Below are 17737 nucleotides of genomic sequence, written 5' to 3' on the forward strand. Positions count from 1 at the left end.
AGGCCGGCAGAAAGGAACGATCGAACCATGCACAAGGTCCTCGTCGTCGGATGCGGTGGGTCGGGCGCCAGAACGCTGTCCTACATGCTGGACCAGCTGCACGCGGACCTGGCCGTCCACGGTATCGATGAGGTACCGGGCTGCTGGCAGTTCCTCAACGTTGACACCCCCCTTCAGGAGGAGCAGGGCGAGGCCGTGGCCTCGGTGAGCCGCCAAGGAGGCTCCTATGTGGCCTGCGGCGTCGCCAACGGTGAGTACCGCGTCGTCGACGAGGCTCTGACCCAGTCGGTTCAACGTAACGGCAGTCAGGGGCTGCGACAGCTGGCCACCTGGATGCCCCGCCGACCCAAGGACGTCGCCTTCCCCGTGACAGTGGGTGCCGGACAGTTCCGGGGGATCGGTCGTCTACTCGTTCTGACGAGGCTGCGTGACATCTCACAGGCCGTGCAGTCGGCTCTCACGCGCATGGTGAGCCCCAAGGCTCAGGAGCAGGCGGCCCTGGTGTCGCAGGTGGTGCCTGGAGCCGGCTTCGCTCCCGACACCACCGCTCCGCCCCTGGTGCTCGTCGTCTCCTCGATGGCTGGAGGGTCTGGGGCGTCCATGACCCTGGATGTGTGTCGCCTCATCGCCGGAGTCAACTCGACGCCGGCGATCGACCCCCAGCTCATCTCGGTGTTCCTCTACACCGCCGAGGCCTTCGCCTCGGTGCCGGCGCACATGCGCTCGGGCATGCCGGGCAACACCCTGGCCATGCTGGGGGAGATCGTGGCCGCCCAGGCGGGGGCCGACGGCGCCGCGGCCGCGCTCGACCAGCGGCTCTACGAGACGCTCGGGCTGACGAATCGGGCGGGACGGGCCTTCAAGCGAGTCACCCCGATCGGTCTACGCGCCGGGGGCTCCGGCGCGGTCTTCGGGGACGGCACCACCGAGGGCGTCTTCCGGGGGATGGGGCGCGGCCTGGCCCGCTACATCTCGTCGTCGGCCTTCGACGACTATGTCTCCTACGACATCGCCAACCAGGTCTCCATTCCGGGACGGGACATGACCAGCTGGGGAGTGGACCCCACGGATACGGCGTGGGGTTCCTTCGGCTACGCGTCGCTGAGCACCGGGCGGGACCGGTACGCCGAGTACGCCGCCCAACGCATTGCTCGGCGTTCCGTCGACCACAGCCTGGACGGATTCCGTTTGGTGGGCGACACCACCGGTGACACCCAGCGACTTGCCGACCTGTGGGCGCATCGTCAGGACAGCGAGCTGCACAGCCTGGGACTTCCCACCTCCTCCGGCTCCCCGGTCCTGGCGGGAAGCTCGGCGGTGGACCAGGCCACGATCGACTGGTTCCTGAGCGATACGGTCTCCTCGACCGTCAACAAGTCCGTCCTGGGGGGCCATGCCAAGGACGCGGTCAAGGCCGTGCTGGCTCAACGGCCCCAGGCCGAGGGAATGCCGGTGACCGAATGGGCTGACGGGATGAACCGGTGGCTGACCACCTCCAAGGAGGCGGCTTTCGTCTCCGAGCTCGAGCGCGCCAGCCTCAACTACGCGCTCAAACGAGTCGAGGAGATGGCTGACCGCCTCGTGGCCACCACCCGGCAGGCGATCGCCGACCTCGGACTTCCCTACGCCCTGTATCTGTTGGGGCGGCTGCGCCAGCCCGGGGGCGTCCTGGACACGCTCATTCCCCGGGTCGCGGCGATGGAGCATCTGGCGCCCCAGCACCCCCTGTCCTTCCCCGACTCCCTCCTGAACCAGCTGCGCGGCATGGGCAAGGCCGTTCTCGGTGGAGCAGGGCTCGGGGAAGTGACCGGCAAGCTCGAGTCCGAGCTGCAGCAGTCGGCGTTCCACTGGCTCAGCGCGCGAACCGCCGCGCACCTCGCCACGGCGATGCGCGACATGATGACCTCAGCTGTCAAGCCCCTGGAAGATGTCCTGGACGACGCCCGCAAGGTCCTCGTGGACGCGCGGGCGATCCGCGCCAGCCAGCAGGGCATCGCCGACGTCACCACGGACGTCTACAGCGCATGGCCCCAGGAGCCTCAACCCGGCCAGGCCGACGGCAGCATCGTGCCGCAGCGGTTCGCCACCGCCCACAACGAGGTCGTCCTCATGCCGGTGGAACAGTATCCCGGACGGTTCGAGGAGCACATCGTCGACGCCGTCGGCGGTGAACGCGACTTCCACCAGGCCTACTCCCGTACTGTCCAGGAAGTCATCTCCGGGACCTGGGAGCAGGGGGCGGGGGACAAGCCTCCGGAGGATCTGCTCACCGTGACCACCGCATGGGTCCCCGCCGGCCTCCAGGGCGCCACCGGAAGCGCCCTTCCCACACCCGCCCGCTACGAGCTGCGTCTGCGCCCCTCGGAGGTCCTGGGCCGCGCCCGAGCGTTCGTCGCACGGCGCGGTGAGGCCTTCGAGGTCTTCTGCAGCCAGTCCCTGCGCAGCTTCCTCACCGACGAGACGGTGGGGGAGCATGAGCGGTCCCAGCGCTCGCAGGCCGTTCTCACCGGTCTGAAACGGACACTGGAGATGGCGCGGCCCCTGGTGGAGATCAGCACCGAGACCTACCGCTCTCTTCACAACGGTGATACGCCCGCGCTGGCATACACCTTCTCCCCCATCCCTCTGCGCAATCAGAGCGTCGCCCAGGACTTCCTCGACTACCTCGATCAGGAGTCGACCATCGATCGTGAGCTGGTGCACGACCGAGTCGACAAGGCCCTGGGGGACGAGGACGTCGCCCGCATTGACGTCTTCGGCTCCTACCCCCGCACCCTTCCCGTGGCGTACTCCGGCCTGCTGCGCTCCGTGCGCGAGTCCTGGGACCGGGCCCACAGCTCGGCGGGAGCCAGGGACGCGTTCTGGCGGTTCAGGCGAGCACGTCCCCTCAGCGGAGGACTGCCTTTCGGCGACGCGGAACGCCTCACCATGGTGCGTGGCTGGTGGACGGCCACCCTGGCCGGCGGGATCGAACGGGCGCCGTGGGGCGGCCACTCCGACACCCAGCCGGTGCGTGTCTGGGACACCGAGGAGCAGGAGTGGGTGGCCTTCCCCGCTCCCATGCTCACTCCGCCGTCACGAATGATCACCGCCAACGCCTGGCTGCCCGCGGTGCTGGAGTCATCCCTTCTGGCGTACCTGCGCGTGGGCGAGGACGGTCTGCAGGCCTTCAGGCCCTGGCGGGTGCTGCGCCGGTGGGCCGACGCCTCCGTCAACGAGCCGCAGATCGCCTTCGGGGTGACGACCCCGGTGGACGAGGCCGTATCAACGCTCCTGGGACGGGGACAGGTCGACGGTCTCACTCCGGCCGCCGGAATCGATCAGCTCACGGATCCCGAGCTTCGACGTGAGAAGCTCTTGAGCTACTGCGACGTGATCCTCGGCGACCTGGAGCAGAACTACCTGCCTGGCCCTGGAAAGGCCGATGAACCCGGGCACTTCACCAACTACCGCCGACGTTCCCTGGTGGAGACGACGCCTTTGACCATCGATCTCGCCCAGGACATGCACGACGAGCTCAGTCGCGTTCGTGGCGTTGTCGCCTCAGCTCCGCCCGCCTCGGACCTGGGCGCCTCGCCGACATCATTCGGATCCGGAATCGAGTACTGACATGGAATCATCAGGGCCTGCCGAGTCCCGGTCTGTATCGGTCTTCGTTGCTCCGCCGAGCCAACGGCCTGTTCTGTCCGCGCTGGTCGATCTGTCCGCCGCCGGGCTGCTCGCTCCCTTCGCCTGGATCGAGAGCGACGGCGAGCCGGACAAGGCTGCGGACCGCTACGACCCCGTCGCCGTGCGGGCCGATCACGGGCAGGTGGCAGTGAGCACCTTCTCCCGGATCGTCAACCGTCATGACCTGGAAACGGTCCGGCTGCTCGTCGTCGTTCCTGTGGGGCATCCCGCTCAGGACGCCCTGCCCGCCAGCGCGGAGCAGTTCTATCAGCTCCTGGGGGTGCCGCAGCACGCGCGCCGGGAGAGCCTGCGGGTCATGGTCCCCTACTCCGCGCAGCCGCTGCCCGCCGAGCTGGGGCGCATCGGTTGGCGCAAGATCATGCTCTCCCCGGAGTCCACCTCCGATCCGGCCTACAGCGCCATCCCGTGGTGGACCAGGCCGGAGACGATACCGGGAGCAGCAGCGGTCGGTCTGGCGGTGCAGGCCGGTCTGTGCGGGGCCGTCAATGCAGCGCCGCATGACGGACAGCGTGAGGACGTCTCCTACGACATCAACGTCGTGCGCAGCTTCGTCCGTATCGTCGACGCCCACAGCGTGGAGGACCAGCTGCGCCGTCAGGTCACTGAGGTCGGAGAGAGCTTCCCGCAACCCACCCGCGCCGACACCGGTGTCCGGGTCCCGGCGTACGCGGATCCCGAGGCCAGAGTCGCCGCTGTGGCACAGGCCTGGCAGGAGCGCCACATCCACTCGTTGAGGCGTCCTCAGGTGCCGATGCCCGAACGCGCCGGTGCGCGCCGCATGGGGGCCCTCGAGGCGCTCAAGCTCTTCTTCTCCTTCCTGGCCAAGGCGCTCATCGGAGCTCCTGGCGAATGGCTCCGCAGTCGTGTGCGGGCCGCCAAGGCCTCGATAGCCTCCGCAGTGGCGTCGGCGGTCTTCGGCGAAGGATCCGCGGTGCGGGTCGTCGTCGGAGGCGTGGACTCCAACGGGCGGACCGTTGGCTGGAACGAGCTGACTGATGCGGCCAGGCGCGCCAGCGACACGTTGCCCGCGGACTTCCCGCGGTCGGGTCAACCCGTCCAACGGGATTTCGGGGCCTTGTGGCAGGACCTGGTCTCAGGAACGATCGCCCTGCTGGACGGCTCGGCCCACTCGTCGCTGGGCATCCAGGCCTACGAGGGGTACCTGCCGCGGCGTGACGCCATCGCTGCGCCTCCCGGCCCGAGGAGTCGCATCGAGCTCACTGAGCCACTGGGCGACCTGCCGGCCGGCACCGTGCTCCACTCCTGGGACCAGCTCGAGGTCGACCGCGTCCGCACCTATCTGCAGCAGCTCTCTCAGTCCCAGCACTCCCAGGCCCCAGAGGCGGCACGCCGGCTTGCGGAGATAGACCGGTGGCGAGCCGACAACAGCCGTCGCCTCCTCCCGCGCCTGGGTGCCGTCCTCTCCAGCTGCTTCACCTCCACCAGGAACGACGTCGCCGCCCTGTCCCACGAGCTCCAGTCGCTTCTCGGGCAGGAGCCCGGCGGGGAGCTGGAGCAGCGTCAGCGCAGGCTGGCCAGAATTCTGCGTCTGTTCCTGCTGGTCCTCGCGATCGTCCTGGTGGTTCTGGTGGTGAGCAAGGCCATGGGCCGCATTGGCTGGCTGTACTTCGCGCTCCTTGCGGTCGTGACGATCATCGGGTGGCTGGCCATCTCGATATCAACCTTCGTGTCGCAGCAGCGCGAGGTCTTCCGAATCCTGTTCAGGATCGAGGAACGCGACCAGCGCATCCCCCTGCTCACCGCGAACCTCCGTCTGGCGGTGGAGGACCTCGCCGCCCAGGGGGCCGCGTACTCACAGTTCAGGCGCTGGGCGACGATCGTCTCCGCCTTCTTGGACGACCCGCTCGGGGCACGTGACACAGGACCTAACCGAACCTCGCAGAAGGTTGCGCTCCCTGAGGCCATCCAGCGGGTCGAGGCAGAAGCCTCGCCCGAGCACCTCGCCGATGCCGCCGCCTCCTTGCGCACCAGCGTCTTCACCGTCGGCTGGCTCACCCAGGCCTGGGAGACGATGCGGGCCGGCATCGGCGCGGACCTGGACCCTGAGCAGCGCAACCGTCTTGCGACCCGGCAGCTGGTGCTGACGGCGGAGTCCGGTGAGGCGGGAAGCGCCTTGAGCAACTGGGCGCAGGGTCTGCAGACCAAGGGGGTGCGCTCGGGCCAGGCGGGTCGTATCTGGCAGAAGTGCCTGGCGATCCTCTCGGGGGACCAGGGCCCCGACCCCCGGCTCACGGTGGTGACTCCCTCGGGGGAGCGGCGTCAGGTCTCCGCCTACTGCCACGATCTGACGACCGGGGGCTCACGATCAGTGGTGCTCGATATTCTCGGGCCGGTGGCCCGTTCAGGGCCGCAGTCCCTGACAGTGCCCGACCAGTCCTGGCTCAGCCAGTGGAATGACGGGCTGTCTCCCACGATGGTGCTGGTCGAAACCACGAACCCGATTGCGCCGGCTGACTTCATCTACCCGGATCATGACCAGAGCCCGAGTGGCCCGCTCGCCGGGATGGACTACTTCAACGTCGGACGGGACCAGACGGCGCCTCCGGCCGGCGCCGGTTCCTCCTCCAACGGGGCTCCGGGCGATACGCCCACAGGGCCGGAATCCTTGTCCGGTCCTCTCGAGTACTAGTGGGCAACGGGCCGCGCCCGAGCACATCGACCGTGGCGGCGTCACTGAGCCCGTTGCCCCCTCACATACCGATCCTGAGGACACTCATTATGGCTATCACTTTTCGTGAATTCACGCATGCAATGACGCAATGGATGACCGAGGCACCCGAGGAGGTCAAGCAGAACCTCCGTGCCTCGTCATGGAAGTCCCTCATGCTCACCGGCAAGGATGTCGACGGCGGAACGGTCTTCTCCCCTCAGGAGATCGTCGACCGCGTGCTGGACGGGAACGATGAGCTGACCATGACCGTGGCCCTGCCGGTTGCGCTCATGCTCAACAGGAGGTTCGGTCCCAAGAACGGGATCAGTGTCCAGGTGGAGGAGCAGGGGGCCGACGTCGGTGACCCTCTGCCCGAGGGCGCCCCCTCGCCTGACGCGCACGGCATGCAGGAGGCCACCAACGAGGAGCCGACGCCGCAGCCGGACCAGGCCTCGCAGGCCCCTTCCGATGAGGAGACGATCGACTGGATCTTTCCCGCCTACGACTATTCTCGCGAGGATCTTGACCGGCCTGAGGAAGGAGGGCGGGTCCCGGTCACCGTCAGTGACGTCGGAGGCAGCCTGCGCTACACCTGGCCCGACGCGGGACAGTCCGAGGTCTATCGGGTGGTCATCTCGGACCTGGAGGATCCCTATAGCCCGGATGACTTCGACGAGGCGGCTGTTACCGAGGGGCTGAACGCACTGGACTCGGCCCCGTGGACAACGGCTGTGCGCTTCGTCACCGTATGGGGCTACGAGCGCCTTGGCGATGGCGAGAAGTATCTGGGGCAGTGCCGGCGAGTCGCCAGTCGCGTCGTCGTTCACCCTGTGGCGCAGTGGTCCCTGAGCTTCAACTCCGAGTCCCGGTGCGTTGACGCCTCCTGGGAACCTCCGGTGGCTCCCCCCGGGGCCACGGTGAAGGTGCGTACCGCCCGCCTTCCTCTGGAACAACCCGTAGGGCGTTATCTGCGCGGGAGCGCCTGGCTCAGCTGCGAGATCCCGAATAATGGAGCAGGGTTTCAGGATTCTGAGAATCTCGTGGGGGGAAAGCAGTACAACTACGTTGCCGCCGTCGAGGCCCAGATCTCGGGGGAGACCTACACCTCCACGCCGATGCGCCAGCAGATCACTCCCGAGGTGGAGCGCGAGAAGATCGTCGACCTGGCCATCGCTGACGACGAAGGGGGCGACCCGGCGCGCGGATCGGCTCTGAGACTCACGTGGACCCAGCTGTCTCAGTCCTCCGTGACGGTCTACCGCACTCAGAGGCCCGTGGACCCGGCGGCATCCGATCGAGCCACGGTTCCCGAGGAGGCACTGGCGAGCGCGGGCCTTCCCCAGGATGCGGCTATCACCGCGGCCGCAGGCATCGAGGAGCTCGACACTCCCGCCCGGCAGCTGCGCACGATCTCTGCGGTTCCATGGCCTGATGGGCACGAGTGGGACACCATCTACTTCACCCCGGTGACCTTCCACGGTGACGGGGAGGTGACGATCGGGACGACCGCCCAGCGCAAACGCGCCACCAGCATCGAGAACGTCACGCTGACTCGCCGTCTGAACTGGGATCTGGTGACATTCACCTGGCCGGGCGATGCGACTCTTGTGGAGCTGCGCATGACGGCTCCGGACGCCCCGTTCGATGCCTCGACAACGCCTTTCATGTCCGTGACCCATGAGGACTACCAGGCTGATGGTGGCTGCGTCATCAAGAACGGCCTGCCCGCTCCCGGCGGGTGCCTCCACCTCAATGCGATCACCTACATGTCCGGCACCCAGATCTCCTCACCCCCAGTGAGTATCGAGGTTCCCTCATTGTGGACCTACCAGTACTCTCTCAAGTGGCCGGGTGACGTGAAGGTCATGGGCGGTTTCATGCGTCAAGCGGTGGCGCGTTTCGGGCATACCGTCGTGGAGGTCACCGTTGAGGCCCTCAGGGGGGTTCCTGATCAGTCAGGAGCCATCGGGCTGACGCTGCTGCACAACCCCTCGCACCTTCCTCTCCACGCCGCCGACGGGCAGAGGGTCGGCTTGTTCCTGGAGCGCCCCACCAAGGACAACCACCCGCAGGCTGAAACGTCTGTCCAGGTGCCGCCTAACGGACAACCGCTGTCACTATGGTTCGATCACTCGAAATTCCCTGCCGGATACTTCCGGCTGGTTGTCGACTCCTATCCGCTGAGCGCCATTGACGAGAAGGCTCGGCATCTGGCGCTCGAGCACTTCGGTCTGGTCGATCCGTCACTCTCGGATCTCATCAAGAAGGGGTGACCCTTGTGGGAGACGACTCTGATCCGAATGTCGGTTTGATGTCGGGATGCGAGCAGCTTCTCTACACCAATGTCGATCATGTCGTTGACGGGGTAGAGCGCTCGGGGTGGCAGACAATGGCGCACTCTCCCGGCCTGAGCGAAGACGATGCAAGCACGCTGTATACGCTGATCGACCCCACCCTCACCCCCGTGACGCCCCTGTCCGGATTCCCCACGGAGCAGGAGGTGGCGGCAGCTGATCGACGCCTGGCGCAGTTCTCGACGGACAAGGGCCTGGTACTCGTCCACACCGCCCCGGCGGGGAACGACACAACGGGACGGCCCAACACCATGACTCATGTGGTGCTTGTCAAGCACCATGAACCGGCGCCCGACCTGCGGACCATTGACCTGTGGAGATCACTCGGATGGGTGACTCCCTTCGGGCCCGAGCAGGTGAGGCAGGCGGAGCTGCCCGACCCGGCGTCACTGCAACCCGGCGCCAGCGTCGACGATGACACGGTGGCCGAGTTCCTCTCCGACGGTTCACGGAGCCCGGCCCTCGTCGCCATGGCCGATGCTCTCGAGCCGGGGCTGCTCCAGGCGATCCGTGCCCGATGGGATGGTGGCCTCCCGTCTGACCGGTCAAGCAGGAGGAACACCGTGATCCTCGCAGTGTCCTCGACCGATGAAGCCGCCCTGTGGATCGGCGCGCTGCTGCGCACCTGTGCCCCAGCCACCGGGCGGTACCTGAGCTACTCCGTCCTTCAGAGGATCCTGACGCCCTCGGACGTCGAGATGCTCGTGCAGTCTCGTATCGACGTGGCCTGCGTTCCGAGACAGGACCTGAAGAACATGGGGGAGTCTCGAGCGGGCCTGATCGTCATCGACCCGAACGAGGGCGGCGCCGTCGAGCCGGCGCCAACGACGTCGTGGGGACGCCTGGTGGCCTTGATGAGTCAGGATCTGGGAGCGTGGGTCGCCGCCTACGAAGGGATGAAGGACGTCCTCAGCCTTCTGCCCGATCATTCCGATCTCAGCCCGGGGTGGCCGCTGGCCGCGGCCGAGGCCTGCGATCCTGGGCTCCTCGGGCCTCAGCAGGAGGGGACGCCGCGCTCTTCACAGGACGTGGCGGCGCGCACGCAGGACGAGGCGGAGCTCATCGAGGTTGAGCTCGTGTCGTGCTATCCCAGGTCCATGGTCGGTAACGACTACCTCGCGGCCGTGGTGACTGATCGCGTACTCGGTTCATCAACGCGGAGCCCTGCCGCCTGGTATGAGCGACTCTCTCAGATTCCCCGCTGGGCGCCAGTGAGTGGACTCGTCAGCGGGCTCTGCGAACGTTACCTCGATGCCGCGTGCCGTGAGGTCCGGTGGCTGACCGACCTCGAGCGCCCCGTCTCCGAGCAGGCCAACCGTTGCCTGCGTGAGTGGAGCGGGATGCCGGAGCATCGCTCCGCGGTCGATGCGGCACTTGCGCACGCCAAAGAGCGTGTCGAGGCCGAGCAGCCGGGAACTGCTGGGAGCCTGCGCGTCTTGGATCGCATGCTCCGCGAGCACGTCAACGTCTCAACCAGGACATGCGATGTTCTCCTGCAAGGAGACGCCGACATGATGCAGCCGGCCGCCAACGGTTCCCGTGAGCAGCGTGAGATTCTTGCTGTGCCGGCGATATCGCTCACCCGTAGCATGCTGGCCGACCGGGTGAACTGGCAGCTCGATAGTGAGGAGCACTCTGGGCGACTGAGGGTCCTGCCCAGTCTCAGTCCCGAGGTCCTGGACTGGTTGAGCCAGGACAACGAGCCCGGAAATCGAGTACAGATTGAAGCCCAGGTCGCTTTGACGAGGCTTGCCGCTGGTGGGAATGACGTCGGCCGGGCATGTCGCGCGCTGGAGCGTCTGGGAGGCCTCTTCAGGCTTCAACCCACGGTGGTCACGGCGCTGTCACAGCGGGCGACGCCCGACATGGTGCAGCACCTCCCTCATAGTTGTCAGAACTTCCACGAGATCTTCACCGAGGTCCTGGCCAGGAGCTATGACTCGAAGAATGTGGACAAGGTGGCCCGGACCTACCTCAACCGCCGCGGATTCACCGATCACTCCCTGACTACCAGGCTGGATCACCGTTTCTCCCCTTCTGCTGCCATGAGCCTGGTCGTGCTCAGTCGGAAGATGCCTCTGATGAGCAAGCTGGGCGTCGATGCCGCCCTGACCTACGCTGGAAACATCCTGATCGCCATCTGTGCGTTGGCGGCTCAACGTCAAGACCTCAACCGCGAATCGGTGCATCAGGCGATGATCAAGGCCCTGGGAGTGCTGCTGGCCGGAGTCTGGGGTGGCAGGCGCGTCGTTCTTGAGGACGTCGTCTTGAGAGGCAACGGTCCCGAGGTTCGGTTGGTGAATCAGAAGCTGGAGCAGGTGATGACGGAGCTTCCTGATGTTCTCCAACGTCACCCGGAGTACCTGGTCGCCGACGAGGATAACGGGTTGGGTGTACTGATACCGCCCCTGGTTCGGAACCTCTATTTCAGCAGTGGCGTTCGCATGTCCGAAGACATGGGGGCCCTGGTTGATGCGCAGGTGAGTCAGCTGGAGCGAGTTGAAATGCAGTCCTCCGCCCTGTTCTCAGGTAAGGACGACGCGGCTTTAGCGACAGCTCGTGCTGTTATCGCTCGCGGTGGTGCTAGGGGGGTCGAGCTGTCACGACCGATTCTTTATGGCCTGTTCAATAATGATGCCGGGGCGCGCCGCTGGGTCGATAAGACCCTGCTGTCGGCTGCGGGGCGTGGCTCCGGAAGTCGTCGGAGGATACTGAGATGATACTGAGACTGCCGTGGGAAAGGAAAGCCAATGCCTGACATCCTCGCCAGTGGACAGTGGAAAGAGTTCTCGGTGAGCAATCGAGGCGCTCTTGAGATCGGTCTGGTCGCTCCCGTGCCCGCCACCTTGGAGGTCGTGGGCACCTCGAGTGCTCCGAAGTATCTCGGGGCTTCGCGCGATGCCGTCGCGTTCCCCGGAAGAGCGGTCTCGGCTGAGCGGCCCGTCATCGTTCGTGCCAACGCGTCATCCCAGGAGGCTTTCCCCGGCGACTGCGTCGTCGACCTGTCCTTCGACGCCGCCGGCGGGGAGCACGCCTACCTCATCAGGGCAATCCCGGTGGCGGGCCAGGCCAGTGCCCCCCTCCTCCAGCTCACGCTGGAGGGTGGGGCGATTCGTGTCCGTCCAGGTGAGGGAGGTGCGGCGACGCTCGGGCTGGGGGGCTGGTGCGCCAAGCGCAGGCAGGAGTCCGGGGCGTCCTTGGTGCCGACGGTCACGGAGGTCGTCGTTGACGCCTCCGCGTCCATGGTGCAGCACCGGCCCCGCGTGGAGTCGTTCCTGGACTTTGTGGCCGACTTGTACGCGGTTCTCGGCGTCGCTGCACCTCATGTACGTTCCCTCAGTGTCGGTGGCTCGGTCGATGCCTCGTCAAGGGGGATGGGCGGGGTCGGCTCGGTGCAGGTGGACCCCGATGCCCGGGGCAGGCGCATCGTCGTGACTGACATTCCCTTGGAGGCGGGGCGTTGCGAGTGCCTTGTCCTTGGCAGCCCGGAGATCGTTCGTGCGCTCGCCCCCCACAGCGGGGCGCCCTACTTCGTGCCCAATGGTGATGCGTGGAACGAGCTTCTGCGGGAGGATGCGGCTTTCACCTCGCAGACTCTCGCCACCATGGACCCCCTTCTGGACTGGCTCTCTCAGCCCGCTTCATCTAATGCGTCGATTGGAACGTCATCATGAGTTCTGCGTGCCCGTACTGCTTCACTCCGATCTCTCCGTCCGAGATATTCCTGAGGTGCATCGGAGGGTGTGCTGAGGTCCCAGATCCTCAGGCCTCTGCCTACGCCGGTTATGAGATGAATCGCACTCCTTTCTACCGGGAGACTCTGAGGCAGGACGTCAAGGTTCTTCCGAGCGCTGTGAAGTGTCGGCGTTGCCAGTCGATGTGCGTGCAGGAGATCTGCGGCGTCTGCCATCGAGACCTTCCACAGGGCTGGCGCGATGCCAACGTGTTCACCATGGCTATCACGGGAGCGCGAGGGGCGGGAAAATCCGTCTACATCGCCGTCATGGTCAATGTGCTGCGTCGATATGCGCAGGAGAGGGCGTGCACGGTGCAGCCATACACGCGCCGCACCCACGATGCCTACAATGCCATGTACTATCGGCCGCTGTTCAAAGAGAATGTGGCCATGGAAGGCACCCACCCGCTGGGTGTGGGGGCCTCCTTCGAGAGCGATCCTCTTATCTGGGAGGTCTCAGGGGCTCGATCGGGGCGTCTGTATATCGTGATGCGTGATGTTCCGGGCGAGGACATGGAGAACCTCACTGGTCGGCCGCCCGCGTTCAGCTTCCACGATCGAGCCGACCTGGTCATCTTCCTTTTCGACCCGATTCTGCTGGACTCGGTGCGTCAGGTGCTCTCCGGCATCATTCCGGACGTCGATAAGGGGAGACTGGGGGCGCGATCCGGGGAGGTGCTGCCGGCGATCTTGGGGCTCATGGAGTCCGGTCGGGCGCTCTTGGCCCTGACGGTCTCCAAGTTCGACTCCCTGCATCAGCTGCCCCAGGCGATGAGCCCGATGGCGCCGGCGCTGGCCAACCCGGCGGCACACATCAACCGGGATGACACCATGATCCTGGCCGGCATGCAGGAGCCTGACGCCGGTAGGGCGCTCATGGACGACCTCGATTTCCTGGACGCCGAGGTGAGGTCGCTGTTCCAGCTGATCGGAGAGAAGTCGGTGACGCTCCTGGCTGAGCAGGCGAAGGCGAACCGGCAGATCCATGAGTATCGGCACTTTGCCGTGTCTGCGGTCGGTGAGTCTCCGCGGCACAAGGGGCGGCTCACCGAACGAGGTATCTCCCCGTTCAGGGTGCTCGATCCGGTGCTGTGGGGCATGCACGTCAGGGGGCTGTCGTTGTGACGCACTCGGCAAGGCCGTCGGCTCCTCGTGTCCGGGGCGCCGGTGGCGTAGCCTCGGGGTCGTAGCGACCCCATCGGTACCCTCAGGCAAGGAGCCTCATCGTGTCTCGTCCTCTCTCCCGTGGACCGCAGTTCGACGACGACGCAGAGGCGGACGCGGCCGTCGACCGTACCGATCGCATTGACCGCGGACGTCCCACCGAGCGGATCGACCTTGACCAGATGGAGGCGCTGCCGGGGGCTACGGAGGCCATCGCCATGCCGCCGGGGGGAGAAGGATGGGGGTACCTGCCGCCGTCGACGTCGACCCCGCAGCTGGCCGCCTCCCCGGACCAGCGCAGCCAGTACACCCAGGTCCTCCAACCCATGCCCGCGGCGCCGCAGACGATGGCCATGGAGACGCAGCCGGTCTACCCGGCCGAGCCGGTCCAGCCGGTCTACGTCACCCCCGAGCCCACAAGGCGCACGGTCTCCCAGGTGCCGGTGCAGGAGACCTGGAGCGAGCCCGAGCCGGAGCCCCCGGTGCAGCTTCCGCGTCCGCCTGAGCGCCGTCGCACCGCCGCCCTGCCGGTGGGGACGATCATGGTGCTCGTGGCCTGCGGAGCCCTGGGGTGGGGGACTTACACGCTGCTGAGCACGCTGCACGTCTTCGAGATCCTCTCGACTCGGAGCTGGACACCGAACTGGGCCGCCATCGGTGCAGCCGGCGGTGGCGCGGTGCTGGCCTTCTTCGCCTTCCTCGTGTCCTGCTCGGCCCTGGCCAGAGCCAAGCCGAAGGGGCCTGCCGTCCTGTTGGTCCTGGCGGCACTGTTCCTGCCCCTGGTGGCCACAGGAGCGGGCGTCTACTACGGGGCGGGCGTGCTCAAGACGCACACCCTGGCCGAGGCGGAGAGCTTCTCCGGTCAGATCAAGATCGGCAACGTCGACCAGGCCCTCAAGGCCCTGGAGTCCGGCGCCTCCTTCCCCGGACGGGACGACCTCATCAGCATCCTCAACACGGTCAAGGACAAGGCCGCCGAGCAGGGCGTCGCCCCGTCGGACACGGACTCGCAGGGGACCGACCAGTCCGGGGACCAGCAGGACGGCTCCCAGGACGGCGGCTCCCAGGATGATGGCGGTCAGGACGGCGGGGACGGCCAGCAGGGTGAGGGCGACTCGGACGGCGGCCAGGGCTAGCCTCGGGCGCGGTGGGACGTTGGGCGCACCGAGGGCGGCTCTGTCAGTGCTTGTTCGCGGGCGGTGCTGATCGCATGTCAAGACTGGGTGACGAAACTGGTGCGCGGCCGGTTTCTGTAGGGTAAGACTGCCGTGTTTGATTCCCTATCGAAGGCAGCCCTGTGTCCAACAGCAGTTTTCCTCCCGACCCTTCGTATGGCACTGGTCAGGCTCCAGTCCCTGCGCCCCCGATGACGTCGGGGCCGGAGACCGGTAGCTTCCCCGCTGTGCCCGTGCCGCCTCCGCCGAGCGCCCCCGTGCCTGAGGCGCCCAGTGCGGCCGGGGCTCCTCCGCCGCCCCCGGCCGCCGCCCCCGGAGGAGAAGCCGTGGCCGCCCCGAACACGATGGGCGTCCCGGCCGCCGCCCCCGCTCCTGGAGCGCCGGCGCCGCAGGCTCAAGGCGGGTTCGTGCAGCCCGTGCAGGCCGCTCAGCCTTCGCCCCTGGCGCAGACCTTCACCGCCTGGTTCCGCGGCCCGGGCCTGACCTCTACGGCCCTGAGCCTGGCGATCGTGCTCGGATCCGCAGCTATCAGCGCGATCCTCACGATGGTGGCCATGTCCACCACGGACTCGACGAAGACGTTCCCGACGACCTTCTCCACGCTGCCGTTGCTCATGGGCTGGAGCCTGGGCGGGCAGTTCGTCATGTCAGGGTCGAACGAGTACGAGACCATCACCCTGACCTTCACGCTGCTGCCCATGGGGGCGCTGACCGCCGCTGGCATCGGGGTCTTCTGGCTGGCGCGCCGCCGGGCCGCGGTTGACGGGTCGGCGGCCCCTCTGGTCCCGACTCTGGCGCGGGCCGGAGCCGAGGCTCTGGCTGTGGCGCTGGTGGCCTGCTTGGTGACGGCCCCGTTCTCCATGACCGCCAAGATGATGGGCCTGAAGGTCATGACGGTCTCCTCCTCCGCGCTGATGACGATCCTGCTGGTGACTGTGGTGGTCTTCGTGGCGCTGATGGTGGCTCGCAGTGGCGGGGCGCTGCTTGAGCGCCTGCCGAGCCCGGTGGTGCAGATCGGCCGTGAGCTGGGAGCCTTGAGCACCGCACTGGGTGTGGTCCTGGGGATCTTCATCATTGTCGCCTACATCGCTGCGGTACTGATCCAGGGGTCGGGTTTCGCCTCGATTCTTCTGCTGCCGGTGCTCCTGCCGAACCTGGTGCTGCTTGCCCTGGGCATGGGGTCCCTGGGAGGTATCACCCTGGACAAGAGTGAGGCCGCGGCGGCCCTGGCCTACTTCCTGCCGTCCTTGGGCGGCAAGGACGGCGGCGACGCCTACGCCTGGACTTGGTTCGGCAGCTGGTCGATCCTGCTGTTCGCGGCCATGATCGTGGCCATCGTGGCGGCGGCGCTGCGCGTGGGTGTCAGGCGTGCCCGCACGGGGCGGACCGAGTGGCGGCGCGTCTGGCAGCTTCCGCTCGTGTCGCTGGCCCTGGGGGCGATCGTCTTCTACGGGCTGCTTCCGTTGCGTTTCTCAGGCGCTGACACCCCGATGCGTTCCTCGGGCGGTGGATCGGGCCACTACATGTCGCTGAGCATGCAGCCCAACGCCCTGACCTTCCTCATGGTTGGGATCGTCGCGGCGATCATCTCGGTGCTGGCCGAGCTGCTCCCCCTGTGGGTCTACTCCTCCTTCCCGGCAGTGCTGCAGCTGGCCGGCGGGAAGAAGGCCAGCGCGGCCTGGCGTGCGGGCACCTCCGGCGTGAGTCCGACGTCGTCGTCCCAGCAGTGGGCGTACAGCACCGACCCGGCCACGGGGGCCAGCATCGCCACGGACCCGGCCACCGGTGCCGTCTTCTCCATGGACCCGGCGACCGGCCAGTGGGTGGAGACCACGCCGGCCTCACAGGCCCCGGCTCCCGGCTTCGGCGGCGCGGCCGCAGGCGCGCCTGCTTCGGGCCAGCTGCCCGAGCCCGCCCCGATGAGTGCGGCCTCGCGCAAGAAGGTCATTCTGGGACTGTCCGCCTTCGGAGTCGTGGTGGCACTGGTGGTGGCCGGCGTCGTCGCGCTCAATATCGTCAACGGCATGCGCGGCCCTGACAAGGCGGTCGAGAGCTACCTGACGCTCCTGTCGGAGGGGAAGGCCGCTGAGGCCACCAAGATGGTGGACCCCGGTGTCCCCAACGACCAGCGCAAGCTGCTGACCGACGACGCCCTCAAGGCCGCCAAGGCGAGGATCAAGGTCACCAAGATTGACAAGCCCACCATCTCCGGTGACACCGCCACGATCAAGGCTCACCTGTCCTTGGACGGGAAGGCCTTCGAGTACAACTTCACCGCCTCGAAGACGTCGGGCTCCTTCGGGCTGGACAGCTGGAAGGTGGATAAGCCCCTCGTGGTCTCCGCGGACTTCAGCTCCTCCTCGCTTCCGGGGCTGAAGGTCGCAGGGGTCGCCATCGACATGGCCAAGGATAAAGACGGGTTGAGTGGGTATCGCTCGACCCAGGTCGTCTACCCGGGTGTCTACCCGGTGGCGGCGCCGGATTCTGTCAGCAAGTACCTCACTGCCAAGGAGACCTCCTTCACCCTGATTCCTTCGGGTGAGGGTGTGAGCGCGGAGGCGGAGTCGGTGGGCACCCAGACGGTGGATGCCACGCCCACTGACGAGCTCAAGACCAAGGCGCTGGAGAAGGTCAAGGAGCAGACGAAGACTTGTGCGACCGTCCCGACGAACTCGGATAAGACCTGCCCCTTCCAGACCTCCTCGGACATGACCTCGTTGTCGGTGGAGAAGGACGCTACGAAGGTGGAGTTCTCCAAGGACAGCAATGACCTGTCCTTCACCTCCGACGAGATCAGCATCTCCGGGTCTCCCAAGCCGACGGCCTTCGACAAGAACCCCAGCCCCCGCAAGGCGAAGTTCACCTTCTCCGGGAAGGTGGAGCTGCCGGAGGGCGGTGGTGAGCCCACCATCACGATCGAGTCCAGCAGCAGCGTCTTCTAGGGCGA

General features: G+C 66.8%; 8 protein-coding genes. All 8 read left to right on the top strand.

The annotated features are described in order from the left end of the window. Nucleotides 1–27: 27 nt before the first annotated feature. The 8 genes from BKH20_RS01215 to BKH20_RS01250 all read left to right on the top strand — a co-directional run bounded on the left by BKH20_RS01215 (nucleotide 28) and on the right by BKH20_RS01250 (nucleotide 17732). Entirely contained in the window at nucleotides 28–3609 is a 3582-nt protein-coding gene (locus BKH20_RS01215; RefSeq protein ID WP_075389617.1) for a tubulin-like doman-containing protein, read from the top strand. A gap of 1 nt (nucleotide 3610) precedes the next feature. Next, nucleotides 3611–6340, top strand: a complete 2730-nt coding sequence (locus tag BKH20_RS01220; RefSeq protein WP_075389618.1) for a hypothetical protein — start codon at nucleotides 3611–3613, stop codon at nucleotides 6338–6340. A 134-nt stretch (nucleotides 6341–6474) separates the two neighbouring features. Beyond that, nucleotides 6475–8634: a hypothetical protein gene (locus tag BKH20_RS01225; RefSeq protein WP_178388531.1), complete on the top strand. Its 2160-nt coding sequence runs from the start codon at nucleotides 6475–6477 to the stop codon at nucleotides 8632–8634. A 38-nt stretch (nucleotides 8635–8672) separates the two neighbouring features. Then, nucleotides 8673–11435, top strand: coding sequence for a hypothetical protein (locus BKH20_RS01230; RefSeq protein WP_075389620.1), 2763 nt, complete (start codon nucleotides 8673–8675; stop codon nucleotides 11433–11435). Between the two features lie 30 nt (nucleotides 11436–11465). Continuing rightward, entirely contained in the window at nucleotides 11466–12389 is a 924-nt protein-coding gene (locus BKH20_RS01235; protein WP_075389621.1) for a hypothetical protein, read from the top strand. Between the two features lie 203 nt (nucleotides 12390–12592). Continuing rightward, on the top strand, nucleotides 12593–13576 hold the full coding sequence (locus BKH20_RS01240; RefSeq protein WP_256692965.1) for a hypothetical protein: 984 nt from the start codon (nucleotides 12593–12595) through the stop codon (nucleotides 13574–13576). A 101-nt stretch (nucleotides 13577–13677) separates the two neighbouring features. Further along, the gene (locus tag BKH20_RS01245) at nucleotides 13678–14751 is read left to right on the top strand and encodes a hypothetical protein (RefSeq protein WP_075389623.1); all 1074 of its coding nucleotides are present in this window, start codon (nucleotides 13678–13680) and stop codon (nucleotides 14749–14751) included. A 365-nt stretch (nucleotides 14752–15116) separates the two neighbouring features. Continuing rightward, nucleotides 15117–17732, top strand: coding sequence for a hypothetical protein (locus BKH20_RS01250; protein ID WP_075389624.1), 2616 nt, complete (start codon nucleotides 15117–15119; stop codon nucleotides 17730–17732). Nucleotides 17733–17737 lie beyond the last annotated feature (5 nt).

The sequence above is a fragment of the Actinomyces oris genome (genome assembly GCF_001937445.1).
Taxonomy (GTDB): Bacteria; Actinomycetota; Actinomycetes; order Actinomycetales; family Actinomycetaceae; genus Actinomyces; species Actinomyces acetigenes.